Source organism: Mucilaginibacter roseus, assembly GCF_021215455.1.
Taxonomy (GTDB): Bacteria; Bacteroidota; Bacteroidia; order Sphingobacteriales; family Sphingobacteriaceae; genus Mucilaginibacter; species Mucilaginibacter roseus.
The window spans coordinates 860,522-887,357 of sequence record NZ_JAJPWV010000002.1; the positions used below are offsets into that span (position 1 = coordinate 860,522).

At 44.6% G+C, this 26,836-nt stretch carries 20 protein-coding genes and 2 tRNA genes; 7 read left to right on the forward strand and 15 right to left on the reverse strand.

The window, feature by feature from the left end:
* Positions 1–3 precede the first annotated feature (3 nt).
* Positions 4–4,356, reverse strand: coding sequence for a CusA/CzcA family heavy metal efflux RND transporter (locus tag LT679_RS08650; protein WP_232177055.1), 4,353 nt, complete (start codon positions 4,354–4,356; stop codon positions 4–6).
* A gap of 115 nt (positions 4,357–4,471) precedes the next feature.
* Complete coding sequence (locus tag LT679_RS08655) at positions 4,472–4,819, reverse strand: hypothetical protein (RefSeq protein WP_232177056.1); 348 nt, start codon at positions 4,817–4,819, stop codon at positions 4,472–4,474.
* Between the two features lie 181 nt (positions 4,820–5,000).
* On the opposite strand from LT679_RS08655, the gene LT679_RS08660 reads away from it, so the two are divergent.
* Positions 5,001–6,113, forward strand: a complete 1,113-nt coding sequence (locus tag LT679_RS08660) for an acyltransferase family protein (protein WP_232177057.1) — start codon at positions 5,001–5,003, stop codon at positions 6,111–6,113.
* On the opposite strand, the gene LT679_RS08665 is transcribed toward LT679_RS08660, so the two are convergent.
* From LT679_RS08665 to LT679_RS08680, 4 genes are all read right to left on the reverse strand, one after another.
* Positions 6,114–6,659 (reverse strand): Crp/Fnr family transcriptional regulator, encoded by a 546-nt coding sequence (locus LT679_RS08665; protein ID WP_232177058.1) that lies wholly within the window; start codon positions 6,657–6,659, stop codon positions 6,114–6,116.
* A 45-nt stretch (positions 6,660–6,704) separates the two neighbouring features.
* Positions 6,705–7,052, reverse strand: coding sequence for a DUF1330 domain-containing protein (locus tag LT679_RS08670; protein WP_232177059.1), 348 nt, complete (start codon positions 7,050–7,052; stop codon positions 6,705–6,707).
* Between the two features lie 191 nt (positions 7,053–7,243).
* Positions 7,244–7,316: transfer RNA gene (locus tag LT679_RS08675), tRNA-Met, on the reverse strand.
* Between the two features lie 105 nt (positions 7,317–7,421).
* A tRNA-Met gene (locus LT679_RS08680) sits at positions 7,422–7,494 on the reverse strand.
* A gap of 143 nt (positions 7,495–7,637) precedes the next feature.
* Here LT679_RS08680 and era point away from each other — a divergent pair.
* Both era and der read left to right on the forward strand, forming a co-directional pair.
* A complete protein-coding gene (era, locus tag LT679_RS08685) occupies positions 7,638–8,513 on the forward strand; it encodes a GTPase Era (RefSeq protein ID WP_232177060.1) in 876 nt (291 codons plus the stop codon).
* A 150-nt stretch (positions 8,514–8,663) separates the two neighbouring features.
* Positions 8,664–9,965 carry a ribosome biogenesis GTPase Der gene (gene der, locus LT679_RS08690; protein ID WP_232177061.1) on the forward strand — a complete coding sequence of 434 codons (1,302 nt, stop codon included), beginning with the start codon at positions 8,664–8,666 and terminating at the stop codon, positions 9,963–9,965.
* 73 nt (positions 9,966–10,038) lie between these two features.
* Here der and ispF read toward each other — a convergent pair whose 3' ends face one another.
* Together ispF and porV are read right to left on the reverse strand one after the other, a co-directional pair.
* Positions 10,039–10,521: a 2-C-methyl-D-erythritol 2,4-cyclodiphosphate synthase gene (ispF, locus tag LT679_RS08695; protein WP_232177062.1), complete on the reverse strand. Its 483-nt coding sequence runs from the start codon at positions 10,519–10,521 to the stop codon at positions 10,039–10,041.
* Positions 10,522–10,524: 3 nt separating this feature from the next.
* Positions 10,525–11,676 carry a type IX secretion system outer membrane channel protein PorV gene (gene porV, locus LT679_RS08700; protein WP_232177063.1) on the reverse strand — a complete coding sequence of 384 codons (1,152 nt, stop codon included), beginning with the start codon at positions 11,674–11,676 and terminating at the stop codon, positions 10,525–10,527.
* A gap of 213 nt (positions 11,677–11,889) precedes the next feature.
* Here porV and LT679_RS08705 point away from each other — a divergent pair, with 213 nt between their 5' ends.
* A complete protein-coding gene (locus tag LT679_RS08705) occupies positions 11,890–13,500 on the forward strand; it encodes an SUMF1/EgtB/PvdO family nonheme iron enzyme (protein WP_232177064.1) in 1,611 nt (536 codons plus the stop codon).
* A gap of 89 nt (positions 13,501–13,589) precedes the next feature.
* Here the strand turns inward: LT679_RS08705 and LT679_RS08710 are convergent, their stop codons facing one another.
* Entirely contained in the window at positions 13,590–15,392 is a 1,803-nt protein-coding gene (locus LT679_RS08710; RefSeq protein ID WP_232177065.1) for a MutS-related protein, read from the reverse strand.
* Between the two features lie 63 nt (positions 15,393–15,455).
* Between LT679_RS08710 and rlmH the strand changes: the two genes are divergently transcribed.
* Together rlmH and LT679_RS08720 are read left to right on the forward strand one after the other, a co-directional pair.
* Positions 15,456–15,929 carry a 23S rRNA (pseudouridine(1915)-N(3))-methyltransferase RlmH gene (gene rlmH / locus LT679_RS08715; protein ID WP_232177066.1) on the forward strand — a complete coding sequence of 158 codons (474 nt, stop codon included), beginning with the start codon at positions 15,456–15,458 and terminating at the stop codon, positions 15,927–15,929.
* A gap of 69 nt (positions 15,930–15,998) precedes the next feature.
* The gene (locus LT679_RS08720) at positions 15,999–16,919 is read left to right on the forward strand and encodes a cation diffusion facilitator family transporter (RefSeq protein WP_232177067.1); all 921 of its coding nucleotides are present in this window, start codon (positions 15,999–16,001) and stop codon (positions 16,917–16,919) included.
* Here the strand turns inward: LT679_RS08720 and LT679_RS08725 are convergent.
* The 3 genes from LT679_RS08725 to LT679_RS08735 form a co-directional block, all read right to left on the reverse strand.
* The gene (locus tag LT679_RS08725; RefSeq protein ID WP_232177068.1) at positions 16,916–20,026 is read right to left on the reverse strand and encodes a T9SS type B sorting domain-containing protein; all 3,111 of its coding nucleotides are present in this window, start codon (positions 20,024–20,026) and stop codon (positions 16,916–16,918) included. The genes LT679_RS08720 and LT679_RS08725 overlap by 4 nt on opposite strands.
* Before the next feature lie 102 nt (positions 20,027–20,128).
* Entirely contained in the window at positions 20,129–20,626 is a 498-nt protein-coding gene (locus LT679_RS08730; RefSeq protein WP_232177069.1) for a DUF5606 family protein, read from the reverse strand.
* Between the two features lie 94 nt (positions 20,627–20,720).
* On the reverse strand, positions 20,721–21,182 hold the full coding sequence (locus tag LT679_RS08735) for a peptidylprolyl isomerase (protein WP_232177070.1): 462 nt from the start codon (positions 21,180–21,182) through the stop codon (positions 20,721–20,723).
* A 326-nt stretch (positions 21,183–21,508) separates the two neighbouring features.
* Here LT679_RS08735 and LT679_RS08740 point away from each other — a divergent pair, with 326 nt between their 5' ends.
* Positions 21,509–22,690, forward strand: a complete 1,182-nt coding sequence (locus LT679_RS08740; RefSeq protein ID WP_232177170.1) for an asparagine synthetase B — start codon at positions 21,509–21,511, stop codon at positions 22,688–22,690.
* A 91-nt stretch (positions 22,691–22,781) separates the two neighbouring features.
* Here the strand turns inward: LT679_RS08740 and LT679_RS08745 are convergent, their stop codons facing one another.
* Genes LT679_RS08745 through lpxK form a run of 3 tightly spaced genes read right to left on the reverse strand, consistent with a single transcriptional unit; the run spans position 22,782 to position 26,729 of the window.
* A complete protein-coding gene (locus LT679_RS08745; protein WP_232177071.1) occupies positions 22,782–24,890 on the reverse strand; it encodes a putative porin in 2,109 nt (702 codons plus the stop codon).
* On the reverse strand, positions 24,890–25,705 hold the full coding sequence (locus tag LT679_RS08750) for a purine-nucleoside phosphorylase (protein WP_232177072.1): 816 nt from the start codon (positions 25,703–25,705) through the stop codon (positions 24,890–24,892). The genes LT679_RS08745 and LT679_RS08750 overlap by 1 nt, the downstream gene beginning before the upstream one ends.
* Positions 25,668–26,729: a tetraacyldisaccharide 4'-kinase gene (gene lpxK / locus LT679_RS08755; protein WP_232177073.1), complete on the reverse strand. Its 1,062-nt coding sequence runs from the start codon at positions 26,727–26,729 to the stop codon at positions 25,668–25,670. Before lpxK ends, LT679_RS08750 begins: the two co-directional genes overlap by 38 nt.
* Between the last annotated feature and the right edge of the window lie 107 nt (positions 26,730–26,836).

Below are 26,836 nucleotides of genomic sequence, written 5' to 3' on the forward strand. Positions count from 1 at the left end.
GTTTTACTGATTATTTAGTTTTTGGAGATCGATAACCGCTTGGTTATATTGGCTTACCAGATCAAGGTACTGGCTACGGATGTTAACGGCCTGGTCAACCAATATTACCCATTGCAGGTAATCAATATCGCCGCCGCTAAACTGCTTGTTGGCCGTGCTGATGATAAAACCGGCGTTTTTCAAGCCATCCTTTTCATAGTAACGCAGGCTGTTATCGTATTTTTGTACAGACTGGCGTGCATTACTAAGCTGACTTTCTAACTGCAACCTGGCCTGGCTAATACGTGTTTGGGCTACCTGCCACTCCGCGCGTGCTGCCGTAGCCTTTGCGGATTGTGCACCGGCAAACAATGGTATACTGATGCCTGCCGCCACGTAATTAAACCGCCGGTCTGCACCTACATAAGTTTCCTGTCCGTTCAATATTTGTGTACCTACCAGGCTCTGGTTATTGTAGCCCACAAAAAAGTCGGGTAACAACTTTGACTTCTCCGTTTTCCAGCGGTAACGGGCAGCCTCGGCCTGATGGGTGTAGAGTTGCACCTGCGGTAAGCGGCCGGCACTGTCAATAGCCACAGGTTTATAAACGATTTTTAAGCTATCCGGAACCGGTGCGTATTGTACCGAATCTTGTAGTAGGGTGTTAAATTGTTTAAGGGCAATCTGTTCATCGACCAAAGCCATTTCAAGCTGATTGGCAATTTGCTGGCGATGCGTTTGCGCAGTGGTTTTTTCAAGGATATTAGCTTCGCCTACTTTAAAGCGCAGGTTCGTTTTACCTTCAAACAGCGTATAGATGCTATCGGCATAACGTAGAAGCTTTTTCTTTTCGTTGAGCCATACTAATTGATAGTATAACCTGCGGACCTCGGCCCTTATATCTTGCTGCACCAGTTGCGTTTGCATCTGCGATGCCTTAAAACCCGCTTTGAGCGCCTTTTTCTGGTTACTGTAAACTGTTGGAAAGCTTATGGATTGTGTGATGCCAATACGGGTATCATTTAAAGCGGTGTTGATCTGCCCGTAATCAGCGCTGATCTCCGCTTTCGGGATATCCAGGTAGGTTTTCTGCCTTAACTTTTCTGCCTGCTCGCTGAATTGCGCGCCTTTAACCAATAGGTTGTTTTGAAGTGCGATTTCAACCGCTTTCTCTGCGTTTACAGGTACGGTTTGCGCACGTGCGCTGAAACCGCCTGCCAACATCAAGCCCACTATAACAACTGCAGCGTTAGGCTTGATTTTCGGTTTTATATCAAACAGCAAATAAAGCGCGGGCAGCACAAACAGGGTTAAAAAGGTAGCGGTAATCAGCCCGCCAATAACTACGGTTGCCAATGGCCGCTGCACCTCTGCCCCGGCGCCATTGCTCAACGCCATCGGCAAAAAGCCCAATGAGGCTACAGCCGCCGTCATCAGCACAGGGCGTAACCGGTTGCGTGTACCCTGCATCACCAGCTGGAGCGTATCGGTAATTTTGCCTTCTTTTTTTATCCGATTAAATTCAGATATAAGCACAATACCGTTAAGCACCGCCACCCCGAACAAGGCAATAAAGCCAACACCTGCCGATATACTGAACGGCATACCGCGCATGGCCAATGCAAATACACCGCCTATGGCCGATAGTGGAATAGCCGTATAGATAAGCGCTCCCTCTTTAACCGACGAGAAAGCGAAATATAACATCACAAAAATAAGTAATAAGGCCACCGGGACGGCAATACTCAAACGCTTTTTAGCCTGTTGTAAATTCTCGAACGCGCCACCGTAAGTAATGGTGTAACCCGGTGCGAGTTTTATTTTACTATTGATCTTTTGTTGCAGCTCTTCTACTATCGACTGCACATCGCGGCCACGCACGTTAAACCCAACGGTTATGCGTCGGCGTGCGTTTTCGCGCTGTATCTGATTAGGGCCTTCCACTTCGGCAACGCTGGCTACCTGGTAAAGCGGTATCTGGTTGCTTGCCGGTGTGGCAATTAATAAATTTTGCACGTCACTTAAGCTGCGCCTGCCCTCGTTACCTACACGCACCACCAGGTCAAAACGCTTTTCACCTTCGTAAACCTTGCCCGCCGCGGCACCGGCAAAAGCGGCGTTTACCGTGCGGTTAATATCGACTATATTGAGCCCATATTTGGCAATTTCGGCGCGGTTATACTTAATAACCACCTGTGGCATACCGGTAACCTTTTCTACATATAGGTCTGCCGTGCCATCAACAGTTTTGCTGATGTTGCCTATTTGGTTAGCATAGCGCGAAAGCTGGTTTAAATCCTCACCAAAAACCTTGCACACTACATCCTGCTTTGCGCCGGTCATCAATTCATTAAAACGCATCTGCACCGGATACTGAAAACCCATAGTCACACCGGGTACCGCCTCCTGCACCACCGCCGACATTTTTGATGCCATCTCCTGGAACGACGCAGCACTCGTCCATTCACTTTTATCCTTTAAAACAATGATCATGTCACCGCCCTCTATCGGCATCGGGTCAGTGGGAATTTCTGCACTGCCAATGCGCGATACTATTTTTTCAACCTCAGGGAATTTGTCCTGCAGTAGCTTTGATATTTGCTGGAATGTACCTATTGTAGTACTCAAGTTAGTACCTACAAGCAAACGGGTTTCAACTGCGAAATCCCCCTCTTCCAGTTGTGGTATAAACTCGCCGCCCATACGACTAAAAACCAGCACCGCCATCGCAAACAAGCTGAACGCTATTGCGACCAAAGCCTTGCGAATTTTCAAAGCTCTCTCCAGCCAGCGATGGTAAACACGTTCTATCTTATCCATCACCCGGTCAGAAAAATTTGGCTTATGCGCAACTTTTTTGCTGATAAATACTGAACTGATCATCGGCACATAAGTAAGCGAAAGGATAAAGGCACCTAAAATTGCAAAGGCTACGGTTTGTGCCATTGGCTTAAACATTTTACCCTCAATGCCCGAAAGAGACAAGATTGGCAGGTACACGATGAGTATAATGATTTGCCCGAAAACCGCAGCGTTCATCATTCGCGAAGCCGAGCCGGTAACCTCCTGGTTAAGTTCATCCTGAGATATCCGATTTATTTGCGCATATTTTTTTGAGAAATGCATATGGTGCAGTATTGCTTCCACAATGATAACCGCCCCATCTACAATTAAACCAAAATCAAGCGCGCCCAAACTCATCAGGTTACCACTTACGCCAAAGGTGTTCATCATCACGATGGCAAACAGCATGGACAGTGGAATTACCGAAGCAACAATAAGCCCCGCCCGTAAATTTCCCAGAAATATAACCAGCACCAGTATTACAATGAGCGCACCCTCTAAAAGGTTACGCTCCACTGTACCAATGGCGTTATTAACCATTTTGGTACGATCAAGAAAGGGGTCGATCACCAGGCCATCGGGTAACGTTTTTTGAATTTCGGCAACGCGCTCTTTCACGTTTTTTACTACCTCCGATGAATTTTCGCCTTTAAGCATCATTACTATGGCGCCGCTTACCTCGCCCACCGGGTGGTAATTAAGCGCGCCGTAACGTATGGCTGATCCAAGCTTTACCTCGGCAATGTTTTTTATAAGTACCGGCACGCCGCCCGGCAAGTTTCTGACCACGATATTTTCAATATCGTCGATATTGCCGGCCAAACCTTCGCTGCGGATGTATAGCACAGTCGGCCCTTTTTCAATATAAGCGCCCCCCGTGTTCTGGTTATTGTTTTGCAACGCGTTAAATACATCGGCAATGCTCAGGTTCATGGCTTTAAGCTGCGATGGATTTACCGCTACTTCGTATTGCTTAAGCTCTCCACCAAAGGTTGATACATCGGCCACGCCTTTTGTACCCAGCAACTGTCGGCGTACCAGCCAATCCTGTGTCGTGCGTAAATCGGCCAACGAATATTTGTTTTCATAGCCCGGCTTTGGCCGCAATACATATTGATATATTTCACCAAGCCCGGTGGTAACCGGCGCCAGTTCGGGCTTGCTGGCATTTTCATCTATCTCCACCTGTGATAACCTTTCGGTTACCTGCTGCCGTGCCCAGTAAATGTCGGCATCATCGTCAACAACAACACTAATCAGCGACAAACCAAAGCGCGACATGCTCCGGCTCTCCTTGATACCGGGGATGTTACTTATCGCCTGCTCTATCGGGAAGGTAATTAAACGTTCAACGTCTTGCGCCCCCAAGGCGGGTGCAGTGGTTATAATTTGAACCTGGTTGTTGGTAATATCGGGCACGGCATCAATGGGCAGGCGTGTTACCTGGTAAATTCCGTAAATGATCCACAGCCCCATAAACAAACCGATAACCAGTTTATTCTGTACAGAAAACTGAATGATTTTATTAAGCATAACGCTATTAAATAAATTGCAATTGAGCGCATACACAAAGCATAAATTACCTGCACGGATTTAATCCTGCAGCGTATGCGCTGTTAATAAGAAAGAAATATTAAGCAGATTGCAATTAGGCGCAAGGCGGCCTGAAAGGAGAAGCAAGTGCCCTATCCGGACAGTATTGATGGGTATAGTCGGGGTAAGCGGTTACTACCGGTAATTCGGGTGCTTTTACGTTAAGCAATTTTACTGCGGGCAAAAAAATGGTTTGCGTTATATGCGCATCAATCTTTTTGAAGGGAAGCTGCATATCGCGGTCATCATCATTATCGTCCATATCATCGCCCCAGTAGTGCATAGACAGGAAATCAACAAAGCTTACCCGGGTGTTACGCTCTTTATGCTCAGCGTAATGCTGGAAGAGAATAGGCAATTTGAACAACTGGTGTAATTCGGTCACATCAGTTGCCAGCAACATAAGCAATATGTATACACAGGCCTTTTTCAACGGGAGTAAAAATACAAATTATGTTCACCGGGTCAATGCCTTAAATACTGAATTGAGACAAAATGCAGTAACATTGATACAATACGAGGACGCTGCGCTTGGGTAATTATCTATTTTTACCGACTGTTATATTTTTATCCCGATCTCATACATGAGCAATGATACTTCGAGTACCAAACCACATTACCCCATACTTGACGGCTTACGCGGCGTAGCAGCCATTATTGTAGTTACCTTTCACCTGGCCGAACCGCTGGGTACAGGTCACCTGGATATTATTGTGAACCACGGCTACCTGGCTGTTGATTTCTTTTTTCTGTTATCAGGTTTCGTGATCGGCTATGCTTATGACGACCGGTGGCCTAAAATGACGTTCGGCAGCTTTTTCAAACGCCGGGTAGAGCGCCTCCAGCCCCTTGTAATATTGGGTATGACGTTAGGTGCCATCGGCTTTTATTTTACCGATTCAACGCTTTGGCCGCTAATCCATACGGTGCCGTTATGGAAGATGCTACTGGTTATGCTGATTGGTTATACCATTCTCCCCATTCCACTATCAATGGACATACGCGGCTGGGAGGAAATGCACCCCTTGAACAGCGTTGGCTGGTCGCTGTTTTTTGAATACATCGCCAATATTTTATATGGCTTATGGATCAGAAAGTTTTCCAATACGGCATTAAGCATTTTGGTGGCTATATCTGCCATTGCCCTTGCCCATCTTGCAATATCCTACGGCGACGTTAGCGGCGGTTGGACATTGAATGTAGAGCAGGTACGCATTGGCCTTACCCGTACCATGTACCCTTTTTTTGCGGGACTGCTGCTTTCGCGCGTGGCTAAGCCAACACACATCAAACACGCTTTTTTATTATGCAGTATTTTGGTGGCAGCTGCGCTTTATATGCCGCGCATTGGCGGCGCCGAACATCTGTGGATGAACGGGCTTTATGAATCGTTTTGTATCATCATACTTTTCCCGCTGATTGTTTACCTTGGCGCCAGTGGTGTTGTGCAAACACAAACCGAGCGCAAAGTATGCCGTTTTTTAGGCGATATATCTTACCCATTATACCTGGTGCATTACCCGCTGGTATATTTTTATGTGGCGTGGATAAGTAACAACAAAGGCGTAACCATTGCACAGGCCTGGCCTTATGCCTTGGCTATATTGATATGCGCCATTATACTGGCTTACATCGCTTTAAAATGGTATGATGAACCGGTGCGGAAATGGCTGCGTAATAAACGCCTGAGCAATTAGCTATAGCTGCTTTTCTTTTCGCATCATACTCAAAAAAGCCGGTGTAATGCCCAGGTAAGTGGCTATGTGCTTTTGCGCAATGCGGCTTTCCAGCCCGGGATAGCGCTTCCGGAACTCCAGATAGCGTTCCTCGGCCGTTTTAGACAAGTTGGAAGTAATGCGCTGTTGATAAAGGTCAAACCCGTTTTGAATAAGTATACGAATAAAACGCTCAAACTTGGGCACCTCGGCAAACAGTTTTTCCAATTGAGATAACGATATAGAGTATACCTCGCTATCTTCCAATGCTTGGATGGCATTAGCAGCAGGTTTTTGCTTAAAAAAGCTCACATTATCGCAAGCCCACCAGTTTTCAGGATAAAAGCCAATGTTATGCTCCACTCCGTCCTTATCGGCATAATACATGCGCAGGCAACCTTTTTTAACAAAATACAGATAGCGGTCAATTTCACCGGGCTGCAAAAGCAAAGTACGCTTGGCAACATTCTTTTGCTGAAAAAGTGCAAGCACCCGCTCCTGTTCATCAAGAGAGAGTGCTATGTGCATAGCAAAATTTGATAATATCAATTGATGCATAGCCCAAGTTAAGCATTAAAGCTCAAACGGCGTGGTCATATACAAATGCAACTCCGCCGTGGCATCCAAACGATGCGGATTAGCGAGTTCCTGGTAAACTTCGCTTTCGGCGATTGTTTTAAATGCCTGCGCGCTGGGGTATTCTACCAGTAAAATAGCATCCCACGTTTCATTTTCCGGTGCCAGTATATTAGCTACCACATTGCTTACCAGCCTGGGTTTTACACCTGCAATGCCCAACTGTTCCGTAACTTTTTGGAAAGCCGGAAGATAAACGTCAAAATAATGTGCCCTGTCCTTAAACTTTAGCATATTCAGCATTAGCACAGGTCCCTGTACATTTTCAAAATCAGGTAGTTTCATAACGTATATTTTTATGATAAATAAAAGATTCGGCAAAGCGGTATCTTTTTGTATACCACAAAAATCTGCAGTCGGCACCGCAAAAAAGTTTAACTGGTTGAAGATTTTGAAATAGTTAATATAGAATGATCAAGAGCGGATGATAAAAAGAAAAGGGGAAAAGTTAATTATAACTTTTCCCCTTTAACAGGTAGCGGGAACAGGACTCGAACCTATGACCTTCGGGTTATGAGCCCGACGAGCTACCAACTGCTCCATCCCGCACTATTGTGTTTTGGTACTATACATAACGGGCATAACTCCGTAATGTTTTCTGATTTGAAAATTAAGGCCTTAAGTTGTTAATACTTAAGGCCTGTAATTTTTCGGTAGCGGGAACAGGACTCGAACCTATGACCTTCGGGTTATGAGCCCGACGAGCTACCAACTGCTCCATCCCGCACTATTGTGCTTATAATTTCTTTTCCGCCATAACCTCGAAAAAGCCTTTTCAAATACTAAATCAAAATTAAGATTTGTTTTGAATTGGACTGCAAAGATATAATTCGTTTCTTTGCAGTCCAAAAATATTTTAAAAAAGTTTTTATGAGTCACAGGGCAGGTTTTGTTAGCATTATAGGTAAACCCAACGCAGGTAAATCAACGCTGATGAACCACCTCGTTGGCGAAAAAATGTCTATCATCACGCCCAAGGCGCAAACTACACGCCATCGCATTTTAGGCATCGTTAATACGGATGATTACCAGATTGTATTTTCTGATACGCCGGGCATCATCAAGCCACACTACGCCCTGCACGAAAGTATGATGCACCAGGTAGAAGGCTCCATAGTTGATGCCGACCTGATACTCCTCGTTACAGATATCAACGAAAAACATGATGAGGATGATGTTATCAGGAAACTCCAAGGTTCGTTAGCTCCGCTTGCCATACTTATTAACAAGATCGATCAGTCCGACGCGGAAGTTGTGAAGCAAAAGGTTGAATACTGGCAGCAAAAGCTTAACCCGAAAGCGATATTTGCCATTTCAGCACTGCATGAGCATAACCTTAAGGCTATTATGGATTTTATATTGGAGCACCTGCCCGAGCATCCGCCCTATTATGAAAAAGATGCATTGACTGATCGTAACGATCGTTTCTTCGCGTCCGAAATGATACGCGCCCAGGTGTTTAAACAATATAAAAAAGAAATTCCGTACAGCACCGAAGTTATTGTAACGGCATTTGTTGAGGGCGAAACACTCCACCGCATCAGCGCTGAAATTATAGTAGAGCGCGATTCGCAGAAGAACATCCTGATCGGCAAAAACGGCGAGATGCTGAAGATAGTTGGCAAATATGCCCGCCTGGATATGGAGGAATTCTTCCAGCGTAAAGTATTCCTGGAGATGTTTGTAAAGGTAATACCCGACTGGCGCAGCAAAAAGAACTATTTAAAGAAGTTTGGATACGAATAGTTAGGAGATAAGATTTAAGAAGCAGGAAGTAAGCGCTAAAAGGTATCTTTGCCTAAAATTTCCGCTTTCTAATAAATAGTAATTGAATTTGGCTGTAAAATCAATGATAGCATCTTGATTTTTGCAGCCCGATTCTTGATTGATAAGCAAATGAGTAATATAGTAGCTATAGTAGGACGCCCCAACGTAGGCAAATCAACCCTTTACAACCGTTTAACAGAAACCCGTAAGGCCATTGTTGACGATTTTAGCGGCGTTACGCGCGACAGGCACTACGGCGTAGCTGAGTGGACCGACCGTACGTTCACCGTAATTGATACAGGAGGTTACGTAGCCCGGTCAGAGGATGTATTTGAGGCCGCCATACGCGAGCAGGTGGTAATAGCCATTGAAGAGGCTACCGTGATAATTTTTATGGTTGATGTTACTACCGGTATAACCGACCTTGATGATGAGATTGCTGCCCTGTTGCGCAAAAGCAGCAAACCGGTTTTTGTAGTGGTTAACAAGGTAGATAACACCATGCTACAGTCGGACGCAACGATATTCTATAGCCTCGGCCTGGGTGAGATATTCAACATTTCATCTATGACCGGCTCCGGCACCGGTGAATTGCTTGATGAAGTAATTAAGCATTTTGACGACGAACTGCCCGAGGAGAACAGCCTACCAAGATACGCTATAGTTGGCCGTCCTAATGTGGGTAAGTCATCTATTATTAACGCTTTACTTGGCCAGCAACGCAATATAGTTACCCCGATTGCCGGTACCACCCGCGATTCAATCCACATTCGCTATAACCAGTACGGGCACGATTTTATGTTGATTGATACCGCTGGTTTGCGTAAAAAAACCAAGGTCAAGGAAAATATCGAATTTTACTCGGTAATGCGCACCATTAAGGCACTTGAGGAAGCCGATGTGGTGATATTAATGGTTGACGCGGTGGAAGGCCTGGAAGCACAGGACATCAACATATTCCACCTGGCCGAGAAGAATAAGAAGGGCATTGTCATTGTGGTAAACAAGTGGGATTTGATTGAAAAGAACAGCAAAACCGTTAAGGTATTTGAGGAGCAGATCAAGCAAAAAATAGCACCATTTACTGATGTTCCTATCATATTCACCTCTGTTACCGAAAAACAGCGTGTACTTAAGGTAATTGATGTAGCCAATAAAGTTTACGAGAACAGGGCGCGCAAAATATCTACATCAAAGCTAAATGATGTTATGCTGCCAATTATCGAGAACTTCCCGCCACCATCAATTAAGGGTAAGTACGTAAAAATAAAATATGCTACGCAGATAAACGGGGTATCGCCCATGTTCGCGTTCTTTTGCAACCTGCCGCAGTATGTTAAAGAGCCATACTACCGTTTTATTGAAAACAAACTACGTGAGAACTTTGATTTTTCAGGCGCGCCGGTTCAAGTCTGGTTCAGGCAAAAATAGTATTACATTATTATCTTATAAAACAGTAAAGGCGCTCAATGAGCGCCTTTACTGTTTTTATCATTTTCGTTTATTATATCTTCTCTATCAAACAGACAGCGTAAGCTACCACACCTTCTTCGCGGCCGATAAAGCCCAGCTGTTCGTTAGTAGTCGCTTTTATAGAGATGTCTTCTTCGCTGATGCCCGCTGCTTCGGCTATATTTTTTTGCATGGCCGGTATATGCGGATTTATTTTTGGCGCCTCTAAACATACCATTGCATCTATATTTCCTATCGCCCAGCCTTTGTCAGCTAGCAGTTTAACCACATGCTGGAGTAGTATTAAGCTGCTGATGCCCTTCCAGCGCTCATCTTTGTTAGAGAAATGGTAACCTATATCGCGCAAGTTGGCCGCGCCTAATAATGCGTCGCAAATGGCGTGCAACATAACATCAGCATCTGAGTGACCGTATGCGCCTGAATGATGATCTAACTTAACTCCACCCAAAACAAATGGATGCTGCTCACGCAACTGGTGAACATCAAACCCGAAACCTACTTTTATTTTAGCCACAATTTATTTTTTGCCGCCAAAGTTAGCAGATAATGTGAAACGCAGCGTATTGGCCAGCGCGCTGTTTTGCTGATTTGCCGCCAGGTATGAGAAATCGAAAGTAAAATCCTGGTAATTGAAACCTACACCCATTGACAGGTATTTGCGTCCGCCTTTTGAGGCGGCTTCATAAAAGTATCCTGTGCGCAACGCAAACTGTTTATTATACCAATACTCCAATGCCGGTGATACCGTTATCTCTTTTATTTCTTCACTAAAGCCGCCCGGCGCATCTGTAAACGACTGAAAGATACCGGCCGGTACCGATACATCGTCGCCATTGTTAACGCTGCCATCCGGGTTAACCGTTGTGGTGGGCACCAGTAACTTATTAACGTCAAATGCGAAGGTAAGCTGGTTGGTTTCGTCTAAAAACCAGGTATTGGCTATACCCAGTTTCATGTTGGTTGGTAAAAAATAACGCGGGCCGTTATCCGTGTACCCTATTTTTGTACCGATATTGGATATGTTAGCTCCAAAGGCAAACAAGGCGTCCTTACCGAATTGCTGCGTAGGGTTTTTGTAATACATGGAAACACCCGCAGCCACCGCGTTAGCCGCGCGTGAAGTTTGCGCCGAGCCCGACACGAAAGATATATTTGAAAGGTTTGAGCGAATGTAGCTCAGCGTTAAACCTAATGACAGGTTATCGCCGAACTTACGGGCAAATGATCCATCAATCGCAAACTCATTAGGCGTGTACGATCCCTGGCTGGTACCACTTTCATCGGCAAGAGATATTGAGCCGAGGTTGAAATAGCGTAATGAGGCGCCGATGCTGTTCCGGTCGTCCAGCTTATGCGCATAGCTTAAGTACGACAGGCTTACATCAGGCACCAAGCGGCGCAACCATGGGCTGTATGATAGCGATACGGTATGATTGTCCTCTAAAAAAGCGAGTTTTGACGGATTCCAGTAGGTTGCATTAGCATCTGGCGATAAAGCAACGCCGGCATCACCCATAGCACCTGAACGTGAATCGGGCGTAATGTTCAGAAACGGCACCTCCGTGCGGATAGCCGAACCTGTGCTACCATTTAAATTGGTTTGTGCATAGGCCATACCGGGCAACAAAACTGCTGCGTAAACTGATGCCTTAAATAAACTGAGCTTCATTTAGCTGGGTGAGTGATTGTTAATTGTCAAATATATAAATTTTGATGCCGGGGTATCACCAAAAAACAATAATTGATAATACGTAATAGCATTAAATAGGTTGTAACTAAATTAGCCTTATTTACGTTAAAAAAGCGGTAAACAAAACCAACTCCATTATTGTATTAGATGTTGAAGTTGTTACTTTTACCATTGATAATTGCTTAGAATAATATGAAGATAACATTTACAAGAACTGCTTTGGCGTTACTGATGCTGGGTGTGGCCGTGGCAGGCTGCTCAAAAAAACAGCGGTCGCAAAAAACAGGCCTTGTTTATAACGACAGATCCAACGGCGGTTATATGCGTTTCAGGCAAACACACCCGAGTCCGGGCCCGGGGCTTGTGCCTATTGAAGGCGGCACATTTGTAATGGGTGGCAGCGCCGATCAGGATGTGATGTTTGATAATAATAACACCAGGCGCCGTGTTACCGTACCATCTTTTTATATGGACGAAACAGAGGTATCCAACCAGGATTGGCTGGATTACCTGCACTGGATAAACATAACCTTTCCTGATGACCGCGAGCTTTACTACAATGCTACACCTGATACATTGGTTTGGCGCAGGCCATTATCATACAATGAGCCTTATGTTGATAATTATCTGAGGCACCCTGCTTTTCAGGACTACCCGGTTGTAGGTGTTACCTGGGAGCAGGCGCAGGATTACTGTGCATGGCGTACGGACCGTACAAACGAAAATATTTTACGTGAACGCGGTTACCTGGCTAACTGGAAGGATAATGCTGCCCGTAAAGGCAAAGAGCCTTTTAATACCGAGATTTATACAAACAATCAATACCGCGGCCCGGGCATTGATGGTAAGAAAATGATGCCCGACCTTAATCCTAACGCTCAGGGTACTAAAGCTGTTCGCCCGGTACGTATGGAAGACGGTATATTGAAACAAGGTTATCGCTTACCGTCTGAAGCGGAGTGGGAGTATGCTGCGCTTTCGCTTGCCGGTAACACCGAGTTTGAAAACATAAACGATGGTAAGGTATACCCGTGGAATGGCCTTGGCGTCCGTTCGCCTAAAAAAGCCACGCGTGGCTTAATGCTGGCTAACTTTAAGCGGGGCAACGGCGATAACGCCGGTGTTGGTGGCTACCTGAACGATAAGGCCGACATTACCGCGCCGGTACGCTCGTACGAACCAAATGATTTTGGCTTATACAACATGGCCGGTAACGTAAACGAATGGGTTGCGGATACCTATCGACAAATGTCGTTTGAAGATGTTGAGGATTTTAATCCTTTCCGTGGTAACGAGTTTACCAATAAACGTATGGCCGACCCTACAAAAGGCGTTTACGCTAAGGATAAATACGGCAGACCGATAAAGGATCCGGCGAAATCAAACCGTAAAATGAAGTACAGCGAGTTTATTGCCTTGCAACAAGGTGGTAACGCGCAAAACAGCACCGGTGATGCACAGGCTCCGGCCGCAACGGATAGTACCGGTGTTACAGCCACCGCTACGCCAAGCGCTATCGCCGGCAAACCATACACTAACGATTATCGCGATTATATAGATACCGTTGATGCGGCGTTATACGGCACCACTACCCTGGTAAGCAATCGCTCGAAAGTTTATAAAGGCGGCTCGTGGAATGATATGGCCTACTGGTTAAACCCAGCTACCCGACGTTTTATGGATCAGGATAACTCAAGTGCGGAAGTTGGTTTCCGTTGCGCCATGACGATGGTTGGTGCACCTGAGATCAATCCGCAAGGCAAACCACACATCAGGGTTAAAAAACCTAAGAATTCAAGATAATATCTTATAGATTATAAAAAGAGAAAGCCGCAAGTAACTTGCGGCTTTCTCTTTTTATGTGATGGCTCTAAAAAAATGAAACTATTTGCTCAACCCGCTACATTGATGCCTATTTGTTTGAGTAATAACGATGCGTTGAAGGTTTTGCATTCGCCGTGTTTAAGCTTATAGTCAAACAGCATTTCGCCGTTTATTACTTGTATATCAAAATAGTAATTGCTTACGTAGGCGGGGTATTTATCCTCAAGCCGGGCTATTTGCAAATCGTGCGTAGCTACCATGCCGACCGCGTTTTTGGCTATCAGCTGCTCAATCACCGCTTTTGAGCCGAGGTATTTATCAACCGAGTTTGTACCCCGCAACATTTCATCTACCAAAAAGAAAACTTTTGGTATAGTGCCCACCGCTTTAAGCAACATTTGCAACCTATCCAGCTCGGCTTTAAAGGTTGAGGTGCTCTCGTTAAGCGAATCCTTGATGCGCATGTAGCTGATGATATTGACTACCGATACTTCCATTGCATCGGCACATACCGGTGCGCCGCATAAAGCCAGCACGGTATTAATACCTATGGTACGTAGAAAAGTACTCTTGCCCGCCATGTTCGAGCCAGTAATAATATCAACCTTAAATGCATCGCGCAACTCATAGCTGTTCACCACCCTTTTATTTGGTTGAATAAGCGGATGACCAATATTTTTAGCCGCTAATGTATATGCCTCACCATCGGCAATTTGCGGCATGGCCCAATGGCTGTAGTTAATATGCAGGCTTGCCAAGCTAATGAGCGCCTCGTATTCAGCCAGTACCTCAAAGGCATCAGCAAGGTTTTGCTTGTTGGCACGCTTCCATTCCTCAATGGCGATGATCTGTTTTAAATCCCAAAGAAAAAATATGTTCAGCACCGCCCCTACCAGCATGTTCAGCCTGCTGTTAAATTTGTTTATCAGTACAGAAAGCTCCTTTATCTCTGCCGAAGTTTGCTTTTCCTTTAGTTGATTGGATAAGCCTGCACAATAAGGCGACTGCCATTGCTCATCCTCAGCCTTTTTGAAAGCCTGAGCGTATTTGCCCAGGGTAGCCCCTATTTTACCGATCACCAAGTCCGCCTTTTTTATTTGCGCTCCCCTTGATGCCACCAACCCCAGGTGCCCGAACACCGCCACAAGCCAAACCAGCTTAACACCGAAATAAGCAGACAGAATAATGGCCACAACTGTAATAAATGGCGCAACGCGGCAGTACTTTTTTATCCAGCTTTCGCCCGGCATATCAAGCGGCATACCCAAATACTTTACCAGGTTGCTTAACTGGGCCACATCAGCCGTTTTGGCAAACAATAGCAGGGCTTGTAGTTCCAGCTTCCAGTTGCTTTTGCGCGATAGTTCGCGCAGGGCTTCCTGCCGTTGTAAAATGGCTTGCTTATCAGCCGGTGCACTCAGCCAGACCGCGAGCTTATTATTACCCGGCACTGTAGCCGTGCGGTTGATCAAATTAAATAAGGATGCTTTACCAAATATATCCAGATCAGATGTGTAGAAGTGCTTATCGTTACCGAAGCGGTCGCCATCGTCGTAAAGATTATCATACTGCTCTATGTTCGCTATCTCATTTTCGTTGATGCGCACCAGGTCGGTAAAGTAATCGCGCTCGCGCTCAAATTCACTTTGCCGTTTTACCAACGCTACAAAAACCGATATCAGCAGGATGGATGTTATGGCTATCACCGCAAAGTTATCAATGGCTACGCCAACACTAACTCCCGCAATAAATAAGGCAAATACCCCCAGCCGCATAAGCGAATATTTGTTAGCCAGCTTTTTAAAACGGTTGGCCTCCGCCTGGGCGTTAGCGGCATTTTTGCGATAGGTGTTCAGTATATCCTGCGTCATGGTTGAAAACAAAGCGGTAAAGTAAAGGCTTTGTTTTAAAAATAACGTTATTTGTGCTGTTTTATGAAGATAACGCTTTTAACTGTCGGCAAAACTGAAGACTCTTACCTAAGAGAGGGCATCGAAAAATATGTAAAGCGCCTTAAGCATTACATTAAGCTGGAACTGCTTGACCTGGCGGAGTTAAAAAACACCAAAGCCTTGTCGCAAGATCAGCAAAAGGCACGGGAAGCCGAGATGATCTTGAAAAAGATAACTCCGCTTGATTATGTGATATTGCTGGACGAAAAGGGCAGTGAGCTGTCTTCAACTCAATTTGCCAACACCATAAACAAACACATGGTAGGCGCGGCAAGTCACGTAGTATTCATTGTAGGCGGGCCGTACGGGTTTGACAGCTCAGTTTACCAGCGCGCTAATAATAAGCTCTCCCTTTCGCACATGACGTTTTCGCACCAAATGGTACGCCTGTTTTTTATAGAGCAACTATACCGTGCCTTTACCATTATCAAGGGAGAGCCATATCATCATGAATAAGTACAACTGAAACATTTGGAGCCGTTTAAATATTAATAAGTAGATCCGGAACCATTAACTTACATTAACATGGGCGCAGGGCACGATCATTCTCATCACCACCACGATCATAGCGTAAAGCTCGATCACTTAAATAAAGCCTTTATTTGGGGCATCGGCCTTAACATAACTTTTGTTGTGGTTGAGGCAATAGCGGGTTTGTACAGCGGCTCTTTAGCTTTATTGACCGATGCCGGCCATAACCTGAGCGACGTAGCCAGTTTAGCGTTAGCATTGCTGGCATACAAACTTACCAAAGTAAATAGCAACAAAGTTTACACCTATGGTTACAAGCGATCAACCATACTGGTTTCCTTTTTTAACGCGGTGATATTATTTGCGGCCATTGGGGTTATAGTTTACGAAGCTATTGAGCGCTTTACCCAGCCGCAGGCTATAGCCGGCGATACCATTATTTGGGTAGCACTTACCGGCATAGCCATAAACGGCTTTACGGCCTGGCTATTTATGAAAGACAAGGAGAAAGACCTCAACGTTAAAGGCGCCTATATGCATATGGCGGTTGATGCATTGGTATCATTAGGCGTGGTTTTATCTGGGGTTGTAATTGCTTATACCGGTTGGTTTTGGTTGGATAGCGCGGTAAGCATTATTATTGCTATTGTAATATTAATTGGTACCTGGGGGCTATTTAAAGACAGCCTGCGATTAGAGATGGACGGCGTACCTAAGGATATGGACCTTGCCGCGATCAAAGCCGAACTGTTAAAAGCCGACGGTGTGGTAGACATTCACCACGTGCATGTATGGGCGTTGAGCACAACAGAAAACGCTTTAACCGCTCACCTCGTTATTGCTCCCGAAGCTGTTGACCGTTTTGACCAGATCAAACACGACCTGCGCCACCGGCTGGAACATCTGGATATTAACCATAGCACCTTTGAGCCGGAGTTCAGTGAAAAAAAATGCGACGAACCGCAATGCTGTTAGCGTAATATCGCAACTGAACCGCTTAATACCTGTGTGCTATTTTTTACGCTGATGATATAGTAATAGCTGCCAACAGGTAGTTGTTGCCCCCTTGATGTACCATTCCACGGTATTGGGTAACCGGCGCTTTCAAAAACCAGTGCGCCATTACGATTATATACTTTTACAACTATTGCATTATTGCCTTGTATACCGCTAATGTTCCAGTTATCATTAATGCCGTCTCCGTTAGGTGTAAAGGTATTGGGTATTTTTATATCATCACACTTGTTGCTTACCTTAATAATTTGTGTGGCTGTACAGCCATTAAAGTCGGTAACCGTTAAACTAACGTTTCCAATCCTGTTCGCTGTGTACGATGCTCCTCCCGGCTGCCCGTTCCATATATATTTAACATAACCTGTCGGCGCGTTAAGCGTAACAGATTCATTATCGTAAGGGCATAATTCCGCATTAGCAATACTCAGTATCGGGTTGGGTAAAAGGTTAACATTTATACTCTCGCTTACAGTGCAACCCGCAGGCGTTCTTAGCTCCGCAGTGTAAGTGCCTGATCTGTTTACTCTGAGCACATCTCCCGTCTGGCCAGATGACCAGGTAACCACACCGTTTGTATTAGCCGGGTGTAACGCCCTTAATTCAACCGTTGACCCTTCACATAGTGTAGCGCTTGCAACCTGTTGTATACTTAAAGTTGGTTGCGGACTAAAGGCCAGCGCAAGCATATTTGAAACCTGTGTACATGTAGTAACACCGCGCCCCTCAATGGTTACATTATAGTTTCCGGCTTTGTTGGTTACAATACTTATTTTGTCAGTCGCTTCAACCAGCGGATCACCATCCCGCCACCAGCGGATGAGGTAATCATTGCTTGCAGATGTGTTGATGAACAGTGTAGCATTATCTCCGTCGCAATAAGCTGCCTTATTTGCTGATAACCTGATTACCGGCACTGTAATTACATTTACTTGTACCGTTTTTGATGGCACCCAACTGCCTGAACAGGCACTCGCCTCCACTCGATAACTGCCACTTTCGGTAATGGGTAGTGTGTTAGTAGTTATATTGAGCTGGATGTTATTTTTAAACCAGCGATAATTATAGACTGCGTTACCATCAGCCTTTAACTCAAATGCACGGCCGGCACAGGTTCGGACTACGTCAGGGTAATTGAAACTGAAGGTTGGCGCTGAAGTAAATTGAAGTTGCAGCGGCTGTGATGATTGCCCACATGCAGCGTCGGCTGTACTTTTAACGTTAACTGTATAAGTGCCCGCTATATTGGTTCTGGCTTCTTTTTCATTTGTAAGTTCGTTAACCACCACTCCATCGCGAAGCCAATAAATATTGTATTTAGGGTTTAACGGTATATTAATAGTTAATCTGGCCAGTTCGCCCTGGCAGTAAATGGCTTTGTCGGCAGCTAATGTAGCAACGGGGAGGCCAATAAAATTAACCTGCACTTCTTTTGAAGCCACCCAGCTATCCGGGCATGAGCTTACCTCCACCTTGTATTTGCCGGTTTCCGTAACAGAGATTGAGCTGGTTGTTTTATCGGTTAACTCGTTATCCTTATACCAACGATACTTATAAGCTGCATTATTATTTATGGATAATCTATAAGGCTGTTTATTGCAAATGTTTATCTGGTCGGGATAATTGAAAGTTAAAACCGGCGCTATACCCTGAATAGCCTTGAGCGTATTCGATTTAATGTGTACACCCGAACATGGATCGTAAAGTTCAACATAAAAATCGCCTGGAGATTTTACATCAAGTTCATTGCCTGTTTGTCCAGCTAACTTTACACCATTTTTGTACCATTCATATTGTAGTCCGGTATAGCCTTCAATAATTACTTTTTGAGTTTGCCCACATAAAGTGATTGAAGTAACATCTGCCGCTTGGTTTTCAAACCTGATTGCGTTAAGCTGTTGGCTATTTAAAAACTTACCCCAATCAGGTTTAAGCAAATAAATACCTTTAGTTGTAGCTACCCATACGCCGTCTTCGCAAAAATTTATTTCTGCATTTGAAGCATCATTTACACAAATGTCATTTACTTTAATATTCTTAAGCTCGGGGCATTCATAAAAAGTAAACTTTGGCCTGAGATATAGTTCTGAATACTTGGAATTACTAAAATATAAGCCATCGTCCGCACCAACTAAAAGGTTACTGCGCACCAAGCCTTCACTTGTTTGGGCCTGCCTGAAATTTGCAAATCCATAGATATTAGTTACCTTATTAATATTTACGCCGCTAAGATATTTATTGTTATTTATATAAGGATCGGCTGTAAAAAACTTCCAACTTGTTTGAAAAAGTCCGTTAGGGGTCGCCCAAAACTGGTTCGAGGCATATAATCCATCATATCCAAGCTGAACCATATATGATGCTGTTTTCACCGTATCGCCGAAATAATTATCAGTCCATAAATACCCTAAATGTATTTGGCTAAAATCATACGATGTAATTGAAGCCGGTATATAAGGTATGTTAAAATATGAAGTTGAAATTATCGCCCGGCACATTAAAGCTCTGCGAGTGCTTTCATAAATTTGCCCGGTATAGGGTAAGCCTTCGGCTCCGGAGTACGTGCCGTCAAGATAGTTATAGTATACAGTGTATTTATCAGTTGCTATAATTACCCTGCCGTTATATACTTTATTCTCATTGATACCATTATTATCATATCTCCTGCCTAACGAATTGATTTGTCCGATATCCTTTTGCTCGAATATAACTGACAAATCAGTTCCCTTTAATTCCAGTACTTTTGATGGCGTGGCTAAAAACACCGTATCTTTTGCTATACCGACTATATCAATGAACTTTTCAGCTTTATATAAATTAAACTTTTCTGTGAAATCTTCAGCGCTATTATGATCTTCATTAATACGATAAACCTTATTATTATCTGTTAATATCCATAAAAAAGCGTCACCATAATTTCTTTTGATCTTTATGATATTCTGATCTTCTAAAAACCTTTTTGCAAGATGAAACTCAACATCCTGCTGTGCATGAGCTAACAATGTTATAAAGCAAAAAAGCATTAACAGGAAAAAGCGGATGAGGTTACTTTTGTGAAGTTCAGGTATCATTATAATTCAACAGCTAAATATAGCTATTTCACATTTTAACAAATAGTACAAAAAAGAGCCGCTACTGAAATATCAGCAGCGGCTCTTTAATAAGTCTATCAATTACTCAGCCTTTTTTGCTTTCGCTTTTTTGGCCTTTGGTTTTTCTTCTGCGGCAGCCTCTACAACTTCGGCTTCAGCTACGGGCACTTCTTCAGCAACCGGCTCTGCCGATGTTGGTTCAGCCTCGTTGAATTGCGGCAGATCTTTCAGGATGCTGAACCATGAAACGATCTTCTTCATGTCCGAAGCGTATACTTTATCTTCATCATGATCCGGCGCTACTTCTCTGAAGTACTCACGTAACTTCTTACCATCGGCTTTTGCATCCGGTGGCGTTGAGGTTTTCATGCGCTCAAAAATATCTTTAAGCTTAATATCATCATCCAAACCAAAAACGGTAATTTCCTCTAAGGCCGCCAGTTTAGCGGTTGACAGGTTGGCTACCAGTTTGGTTTTTTGCGCATCAAGGCTTTCCAGTATAAAACCGGTTTTATTTTGCGCCAGGGCTTTCCATAAACCCGGCTTGCCTGATACTGCTACTATTCCGTATAAATTCATTATTGTGAGTTGTGAGTGGTTAATAGTGAGTGGTTATTAGTGAACAGTCAATTAATCGTCTAATTCACTACTAACAATTCACTATTCACCAAAATTATTCCTCTATTACTTCGATAGTTGTTATTTTATCACCCTGACGGATGTCGTCAACCACGTCAACGTTTTCGATAACCTTACCAAAGCAAGTGTGGTTACGGTCAAGGTGCGCGGTGTTGGTGCGGCTGTGGCAGATAAAAAATTGTGAGCTGCCGGTGTTACGGCCCGCGTGAGCCATTGAAAGTACACCACGATCGTGGTATTGGTTTTCGCCGGTTAGTTCGCAATCAATGTGGTAGCCAGCACCGCCGGTACCTGCCCGGTTAGCCGTTGCCGCATCTTTTGAAAACGGACAGCCACCCTGTACCACGAAATTAGGGATAACACGGTGAAAGGCTATACCATCATAAAAGCCCTCTTTAGCCAGTTTTTTAAAATTAGCTACCGTATTAGGTGCGTCATTATCGTAAAACTCTACGGTCATGTTGCCCTTTTCTGTTTTTATAATCGCTTTACTCATCTCTTTATTAAATAGTTTGCAAAGGTAGTAAAAAAGGATGAAGGGTAAAGAGGTGAAAGCGGAAAGGTGGTTATTGCGGGTGAAAGCTGAAAGGCGAAAGCTGAAAGACCAAAGCAGATACAATTACTATTGCCCAATGACTAATGACCACCAACAATTGGCAATCAAATTATTCGTTACATTTGAATATGAACGCACGCCAAAAAAAGCTTTCACCTTTCCGCTTTCGCCTTTCAGCTTTCATCTTTAAACTTTCGCCTATAATCATCTTTTTTCTTTTCGCTTTCAGCTTAAACATAGCCAAGGCCTCATCACTACTTATACCGATGGATGAGGAGCAGAAGGATCACCTGAAATCGTACGGAATAGCTTTTTGGATATTGCAGAACGGCGGCGAGGTAAACTGGCTGCTTAATTACCGTGGCGGCAGCTTTATGATGGCCTACAGCCAGAAAACCGAGGCCGAATGCAAAATACGCGGCGTAAGCTACCAGGTTATTGCCGATGCGGCTGCCACGGGTATACTGAGCGAGGTGAGCAATCCATCCGTAAATATGGATGTGGTAAAGCTGCAAAAGCCGCCAAAAATAGCGGTGTATTCGCCTAAAAGTAAGTTGCCCTGGGATGATGCAGTTACCATGGTGCTAAAATATGCCGAGATACCCTATACCGTTATTTACGACGAAGAGGTAATAAAGGGCGAGCTACCCAAATACGACTGGCTGCACCTGCACCACGAGGATTTTACCGGCCAGTTCAGTAAATTTTACGGCGCTTATCGGTACGAACAATGGTATGTTAATGATGTCAACATCCAACAGGCCACGGCCAAAAAACTTGGCTTTAACAAGGTATCCAAAATGAAGCTGGCCGTGGCACAAAACATACAGGGTTTTTGTGCAGGTGGCGGATTTTTGTTCGCCATGTGCGCTGGTACCGATACTTTCGACATAGCACTGTCTGCCGCCAATACTGACATTTGCGAGGCCATGTTTGATGGTGATGGTGCCGACCGCGCCGCGCAAAGCAAGCTTGATTTTAGTAAGACATTCGCTTTTCAGAATTTCAGGCTGGATATGAACCCGATCTCGCACCAATTCAGCAATATTGATGTAAGCCAGACACGGGCTGTTGAGCGCAGTAAGGATTTTTTTACGCTGTTTGATTTTTCGGCCAAGTACGATGTAGTACCCAGTATGCTTACCCAAAATCATGACAAGGTGATTAAAGGCTTTATGGGGTTGACCACCGCCTACAACAAAAGCGTGCTCAAGCCCGGCGTTACGATTATGGGCGAAATGAAAACCGCCAACGAAGCCCGCTACATACATGGCGAATATGGCAAAGGCCAATGGACGTTTTACGGCGGCCACGACCCGGAAGACTATCAACACGCCGTAGGTGACCCGCCAACAGATCTGAAACTTCACCCAAACTCACCGGGTTACAGGCTTATATTAAATAATGTATTGTTTCCGGCGGCTAATAAGAAAAAGCAGAAAACGTAGGAAACAGGCCAGGCCCCCCAGCCCCCTAAAGGGGGAGTTATTAACGTACTACACATACTTACAAAAACTCCCCCTTTAGGGGGCTGGGGGGTTACTGAAAGAACGTCCAGCTAACCCCTAACTTCAGCAATGCGTCTTGCATCGGGTAACGGTTAACCGTATAAAAACCTTTGCTGAAAAGTCCCTGGTTTACGTAATCGTACTGTACAAATATGTTCACATGGTCAATAGTGCCCTTGAAAAAGGCGGTGGCTACTGGGTACGAGCTAAAGGTTACGTCAGGCCCGTTGTAAAACTGGCCTAAACCTACCGCGTATGATGGCGCTACGTAGCGCGTATTGTATCGCACACTCACACCCAGGTTGTTATATAGCACTTTAAACCAGGTTGATGTAAAATACAGGCTACCATAGGCATAAATTTCAGGCGTACGCAATAAGTCCTGGTAATCGGTTTTCTGGTATACGCCATAAGCATCCAAATGCCATTTGCGCCAGCTGAGGTTTTTACCCAGGCTTACCTTAATCATGTTAATAGGCGTACTCAACTGTGCCGGTTGCACATCATTACCCCCGGATGGCGCTGTGAAATAAATATAATCGTTAATCAGGAAGTATTCTGCTTTCAAATCAAGCTGTAGCGGCGTATTTACGTAGTTGAACGACAGGTTAGTGGTTTTAACATTATTGAAGCTGTTGTTAAAAATATAATGGTTAGATACCCATCGCGTAGCCATAAGCGGCGGCGAAGCATTTTGTTGGTAAGCGCCTAAAATTATGCGGCCTACTTTATTGCTGCCGCCAATCATCAGCTTGGCATCATATAAAAAGTTACCAAAATCTCTACCGGCTACTATCTGCCTCACGTTACCTTCCAGCAAAATACGGTCGCTTAAGCTGTAGCCAATACGGCCTTTAACCGTAATGTTCTGGAAAAGCTCATTCTGCATTTTATTGTTACGAATGTACAGGTTACCAAACTCATTGGTACCGGTATCCAGCACATGCTGGGTGTAATTATACAGATCGTGCTCCAAGCCTAAATCCAACTTCGCCTCATTCTTTGCAGATTTGCCGCGAAGGTAAAAGCTATAGGCAAAATCGTTATGCATGCGGTTAACTGTGAGCGAATCATTTGAGCGGCGTGAGCTGAAATAATAATCCGGGAATACGTTGTAGGTGTCAATGTCATTCTGTACAAACTGGTACTTACTGCGGGTGTAGCTAAACGTATGCGTTACACGCTGCGTAGGCAGCACGGTTGCTTTACCCTTGGTTTTTACGCTATCAATACGGCCTATAAAATATGATTGCTTCAGATGAAATCCGGCTGTTTTCCATTGCGTAAAACTTTGCGGCAGGCGTACCTGCTCCAGGGTTTTATCAAACGTAGCGTTAGGATCTGTGAATATGATATCGTTCTTGATGATAGCGCCGCTTTCCGGTGCTTTGAGGTTGTTATAAATAATATTAGCGAGCATGTTATACCGCTTGCTCTTTGATTCGTACCAGGTAAAAAATGCGGCGTTAACATCGCTTACGTTTTGCCGAAGCACACTATTGCTGCTATAAAAACCCTTGGAGCCGTTAAAATTGAGGTTGAAGCCCACATTAAGACGCGGATTCACGTTTTGCGCATGCGTTATTTTTACAAACTGCTCTTTAGAGCCGCCGCTTACATAAAACAGATTGGTGTACTGCACCCTTGCCCGGTAATAATTGATATCCTCGGGTTTAATCATATACGGATCGAGCGAGTGTAAACCCACATCAAAGCCTATGGTTTTGGCAGGTTCAAACAACAAAGGGCGTTGCTGAATACCGGTATAACCACCCAAACTGATGCGCGGATTGCGCGGCTGGTTTAGCGGGCCATAGTTTTCAAAATTACGCAGGCTGGTATCCAGCGCAAAATCCTGCGTGCTATCACCCATGAAACGCTCAGCGCTAACGCGTATCCATGAGGCATCAAATACTATCGAGTCTTCCTTTTCTTCCTCGCGTTTGCGCAGGGTATCAAGCAATGCATCTCCGCTAAGCTGTTTTTGCGGGGCGCGATTGCTGGTATCGCGCATGTAATTGGGCGTGCTCTGGCCGGGGTATTGGGTATTGCCGTTACCGTTAGTGGGAAACTGTGCAAACACGGCCTGAACACTCAGGCTGAACAGTAAAATCAGTATATATCTCAGCTTTGCAAGCATCAGTTCCGTGCTATCAGTTCTTTTAATATCAGCGTAAGTTTCGGTTCGGCCTCTTGTGCCACAGCAATTATCTCCTCTAATGATACCGGTGTAAGCACTTCCGGAAAGCCCTCATCAGTTAATACCGATATGGCAAACACCGGCAGATCCATGTGGCGGGCCACAATAACTTCGGGCACGGTACTCATGCCCACGGCATCGCCACCAATAATGCGCAGGTAACGATACTCGGCACGCGTTTCCAGGTTAGGGCCCGTAACCGCAACATAAACTCCCTTATGGCAAATAATATTGTTGGCCGATGCAATGTTAAGCGCCTTTTCGATCAGATCGATACGGTAAGGCTGGCTCATATCCGGAAAACGCGGACCAAGATCAGAATCATTACGCCCGATCAGCGGATTTTGCGGCTGCAGGTTAATGTGATCTTCGATCACCATCAGGTCGCCTTTTTTAAAGCCCGGGTTTAACGAGCCGCTGGCGTTTGATACGTACAGGGTTTTAATACCCAGCATTTTCATCACCCTCACCGGAAAGGTGATCTGCTGCATGTTATAACCTTCGTAATAATGCAGCCTGCCCTGCATAGCCACCACGTTAACGCCACCCAGTTTGCCAAATATCAGCTTGCCGGAGTGAAACTCCACGGTTGATATCGGGAAGTCGGGAATATTAGCATACATCAGTTGCTTTTCAACCTCAATCTCGTTTACTAAACCACCCAGGCCGGTACCTAAAATAATACCTACCTCGGGCACAAAATCGCCAATACGGCTTTTAATGTATGCTGTTGTGCGATGAATATTCTCTAACATAATTTTTTATAAGGCCGGCAAACTCCTGTTCGCCATCAATAAATTTAATACCTATGGGCAACACTAAAAAGGGCAGTTTGTTAACCAGCGGCAGCAGTTGCTGTTCACCTAAACGTTGCGCATCCTTTTCTGTTGTGATAAGCAGTTTTTTTTCTGCCGTGCAAGCCCCGAACTCATCAGCAAGTTTACTTATATTTTTTAAGCTGAACTGATGATGGTCAGGATATTTGTAATGAATAATTTTCGGTGTGATACCTTGCAGATGTTGTAAAAGCGGAGTGGTGTTGGCAATGCCACTCAGTAAAAACACAGTAGTATCGGCATCGATATTATCAGCAAATCCTCCACCATCCAGCCTTTGCAACGTTTGGTAAGCGATGGTAGTAAAGTATACTTTTTGAAATGGGAACGGTTTTAAGCGTGCGGTTAGTTGCTCCTGCTCCTGAACGGTAAGGTTCGATGGGCATTTACTAACCATCAATACATCGGCACGCCAGCGGCCAACAAATGGTTCGCGCAGATTACCGGCGGGCAACATCAGGCGAGGCTCGTTTATGCGGGTATAATCAAACAACAAAACGCTAAAACCCGGCTTCACAGCGCGGTGCTGGTAGGCATCATCCAGTATAACCACGTCATGCTCAGGCATCAGCTTTTTAATACCGGCTACCCTGTCGGCACAAACCGCAACTGTTATATCAGCAAATTTGTTTTTAAACTGGGCAGGCTCATCTCCAACTTCCGTCGCCGTTGCATTCAGGCCGGCCTCAAGATAGCCCCTGGTTAAACGGCCATAGCCCCGGCTAAGGGTGGCTACTTTGTATTCATGCTTTAGTAAACGAATCAAATATTCCGTCATAGGGCTTTTACCTGCGCCCCCCACATCCAAATTGCCTACACAGATAACGGGGAAGTTAAACAACGTGCTTTTAAACAAGCCGGCATCATAAAACCAGTTACGTATGCTTACCACCAGCCCGTAAATAAGCGATAACGGAAATAATAACCAGCGCAGATATTTCATAACAAGCCGTAAAGATAATTAAAAGGCATTGCTTAATGTAAGTGAGCTGATTATGCGCTAAAGATTTATCCTGCTAAAGCCTGTTATTTTAATAATTTTTTAATGTA

Excerpts from the sequence above, each read along its gene's own strand:
- LT679_RS08650 (WP_232177055.1), bottom strand. The coding sequence starts at position 4,356 with ATGCTTAATAAAATCATTCAGTTTTCTGTACAGAATAAACTGGTTATC.
- LT679_RS08655 (WP_232177056.1), bottom strand. The coding sequence starts at position 4,819 with ATGTTGCTGGCAACTGATGTGACCGAATTACACCAGTTGTTCAAATTG.
- LT679_RS08660 (WP_232177057.1), top strand. The coding sequence starts at position 5,001 with ATGAGCAATGATACTTCGAGTACCAAACCACATTACCCCATACTTGAC.
- LT679_RS08665 (WP_232177058.1), bottom strand. The coding sequence starts at position 6,659 with ATGCACATAGCACTCTCTCTTGATGAACAGGAGCGGGTGCTTGCACTT.
- LT679_RS08670 (WP_232177059.1), bottom strand. The coding sequence starts at position 7,052 with ATGAAACTACCTGATTTTGAAAATGTACAGGGACCTGTGCTAATGCTG.
- era (WP_232177060.1), top strand. The coding sequence starts at position 7,638 with ATGAGTCACAGGGCAGGTTTTGTTAGCATTATAGGTAAACCCAACGCA.
- der (WP_232177061.1), top strand. The coding sequence starts at position 8,664 with ATGAGTAATATAGTAGCTATAGTAGGACGCCCCAACGTAGGCAAATCA.
- porV (WP_232177063.1), bottom strand. The coding sequence starts at position 11,676 with ATGAAGCTCAGTTTATTTAAGGCATCAGTTTACGCAGCAGTTTTGTTG.
- LT679_RS08705 (WP_232177064.1), top strand. The coding sequence starts at position 11,890 with ATGAAGATAACATTTACAAGAACTGCTTTGGCGTTACTGATGCTGGGT.
- LT679_RS08710 (WP_232177065.1), bottom strand. The coding sequence starts at position 15,392 with ATGACGCAGGATATACTGAACACCTATCGCAAAAATGCCGCTAACGCC.
- rlmH (WP_232177066.1), top strand. The coding sequence starts at position 15,456 with ATGAAGATAACGCTTTTAACTGTCGGCAAAACTGAAGACTCTTACCTA.
- LT679_RS08720 (WP_232177067.1), top strand. The coding sequence starts at position 15,999 with ATGGGCGCAGGGCACGATCATTCTCATCACCACCACGATCATAGCGTA.
- LT679_RS08725 (WP_232177068.1), bottom strand. The coding sequence starts at position 20,026 with ATGATACCTGAACTTCACAAAAGTAACCTCATCCGCTTTTTCCTGTTA.
- LT679_RS08730 (WP_232177069.1), bottom strand. The coding sequence starts at position 20,626 with ATGAATTTATACGGAATAGTAGCAGTATCAGGCAAGCCGGGTTTATGG.
- LT679_RS08735 (WP_232177070.1), bottom strand. The coding sequence starts at position 21,182 with ATGAGTAAAGCGATTATAAAAACAGAAAAGGGCAACATGACCGTAGAG.
- LT679_RS08740 (WP_232177170.1), top strand. The coding sequence starts at position 21,509 with ATGGATGAGGAGCAGAAGGATCACCTGAAATCGTACGGAATAGCTTTT.
- LT679_RS08745 (WP_232177071.1), bottom strand. The coding sequence starts at position 24,890 with ATGCTTGCAAAGCTGAGATATATACTGATTTTACTGTTCAGCCTGAGT.
- LT679_RS08750 (WP_232177072.1), bottom strand. The coding sequence starts at position 25,705 with ATGTTAGAGAATATTCATCGCACAACAGCATACATTAAAAGCCGTATT.
- lpxK (WP_232177073.1), bottom strand. The coding sequence starts at position 26,729 with ATGAAATATCTGCGCTGGTTATTATTTCCGTTATCGCTTATTTACGGG.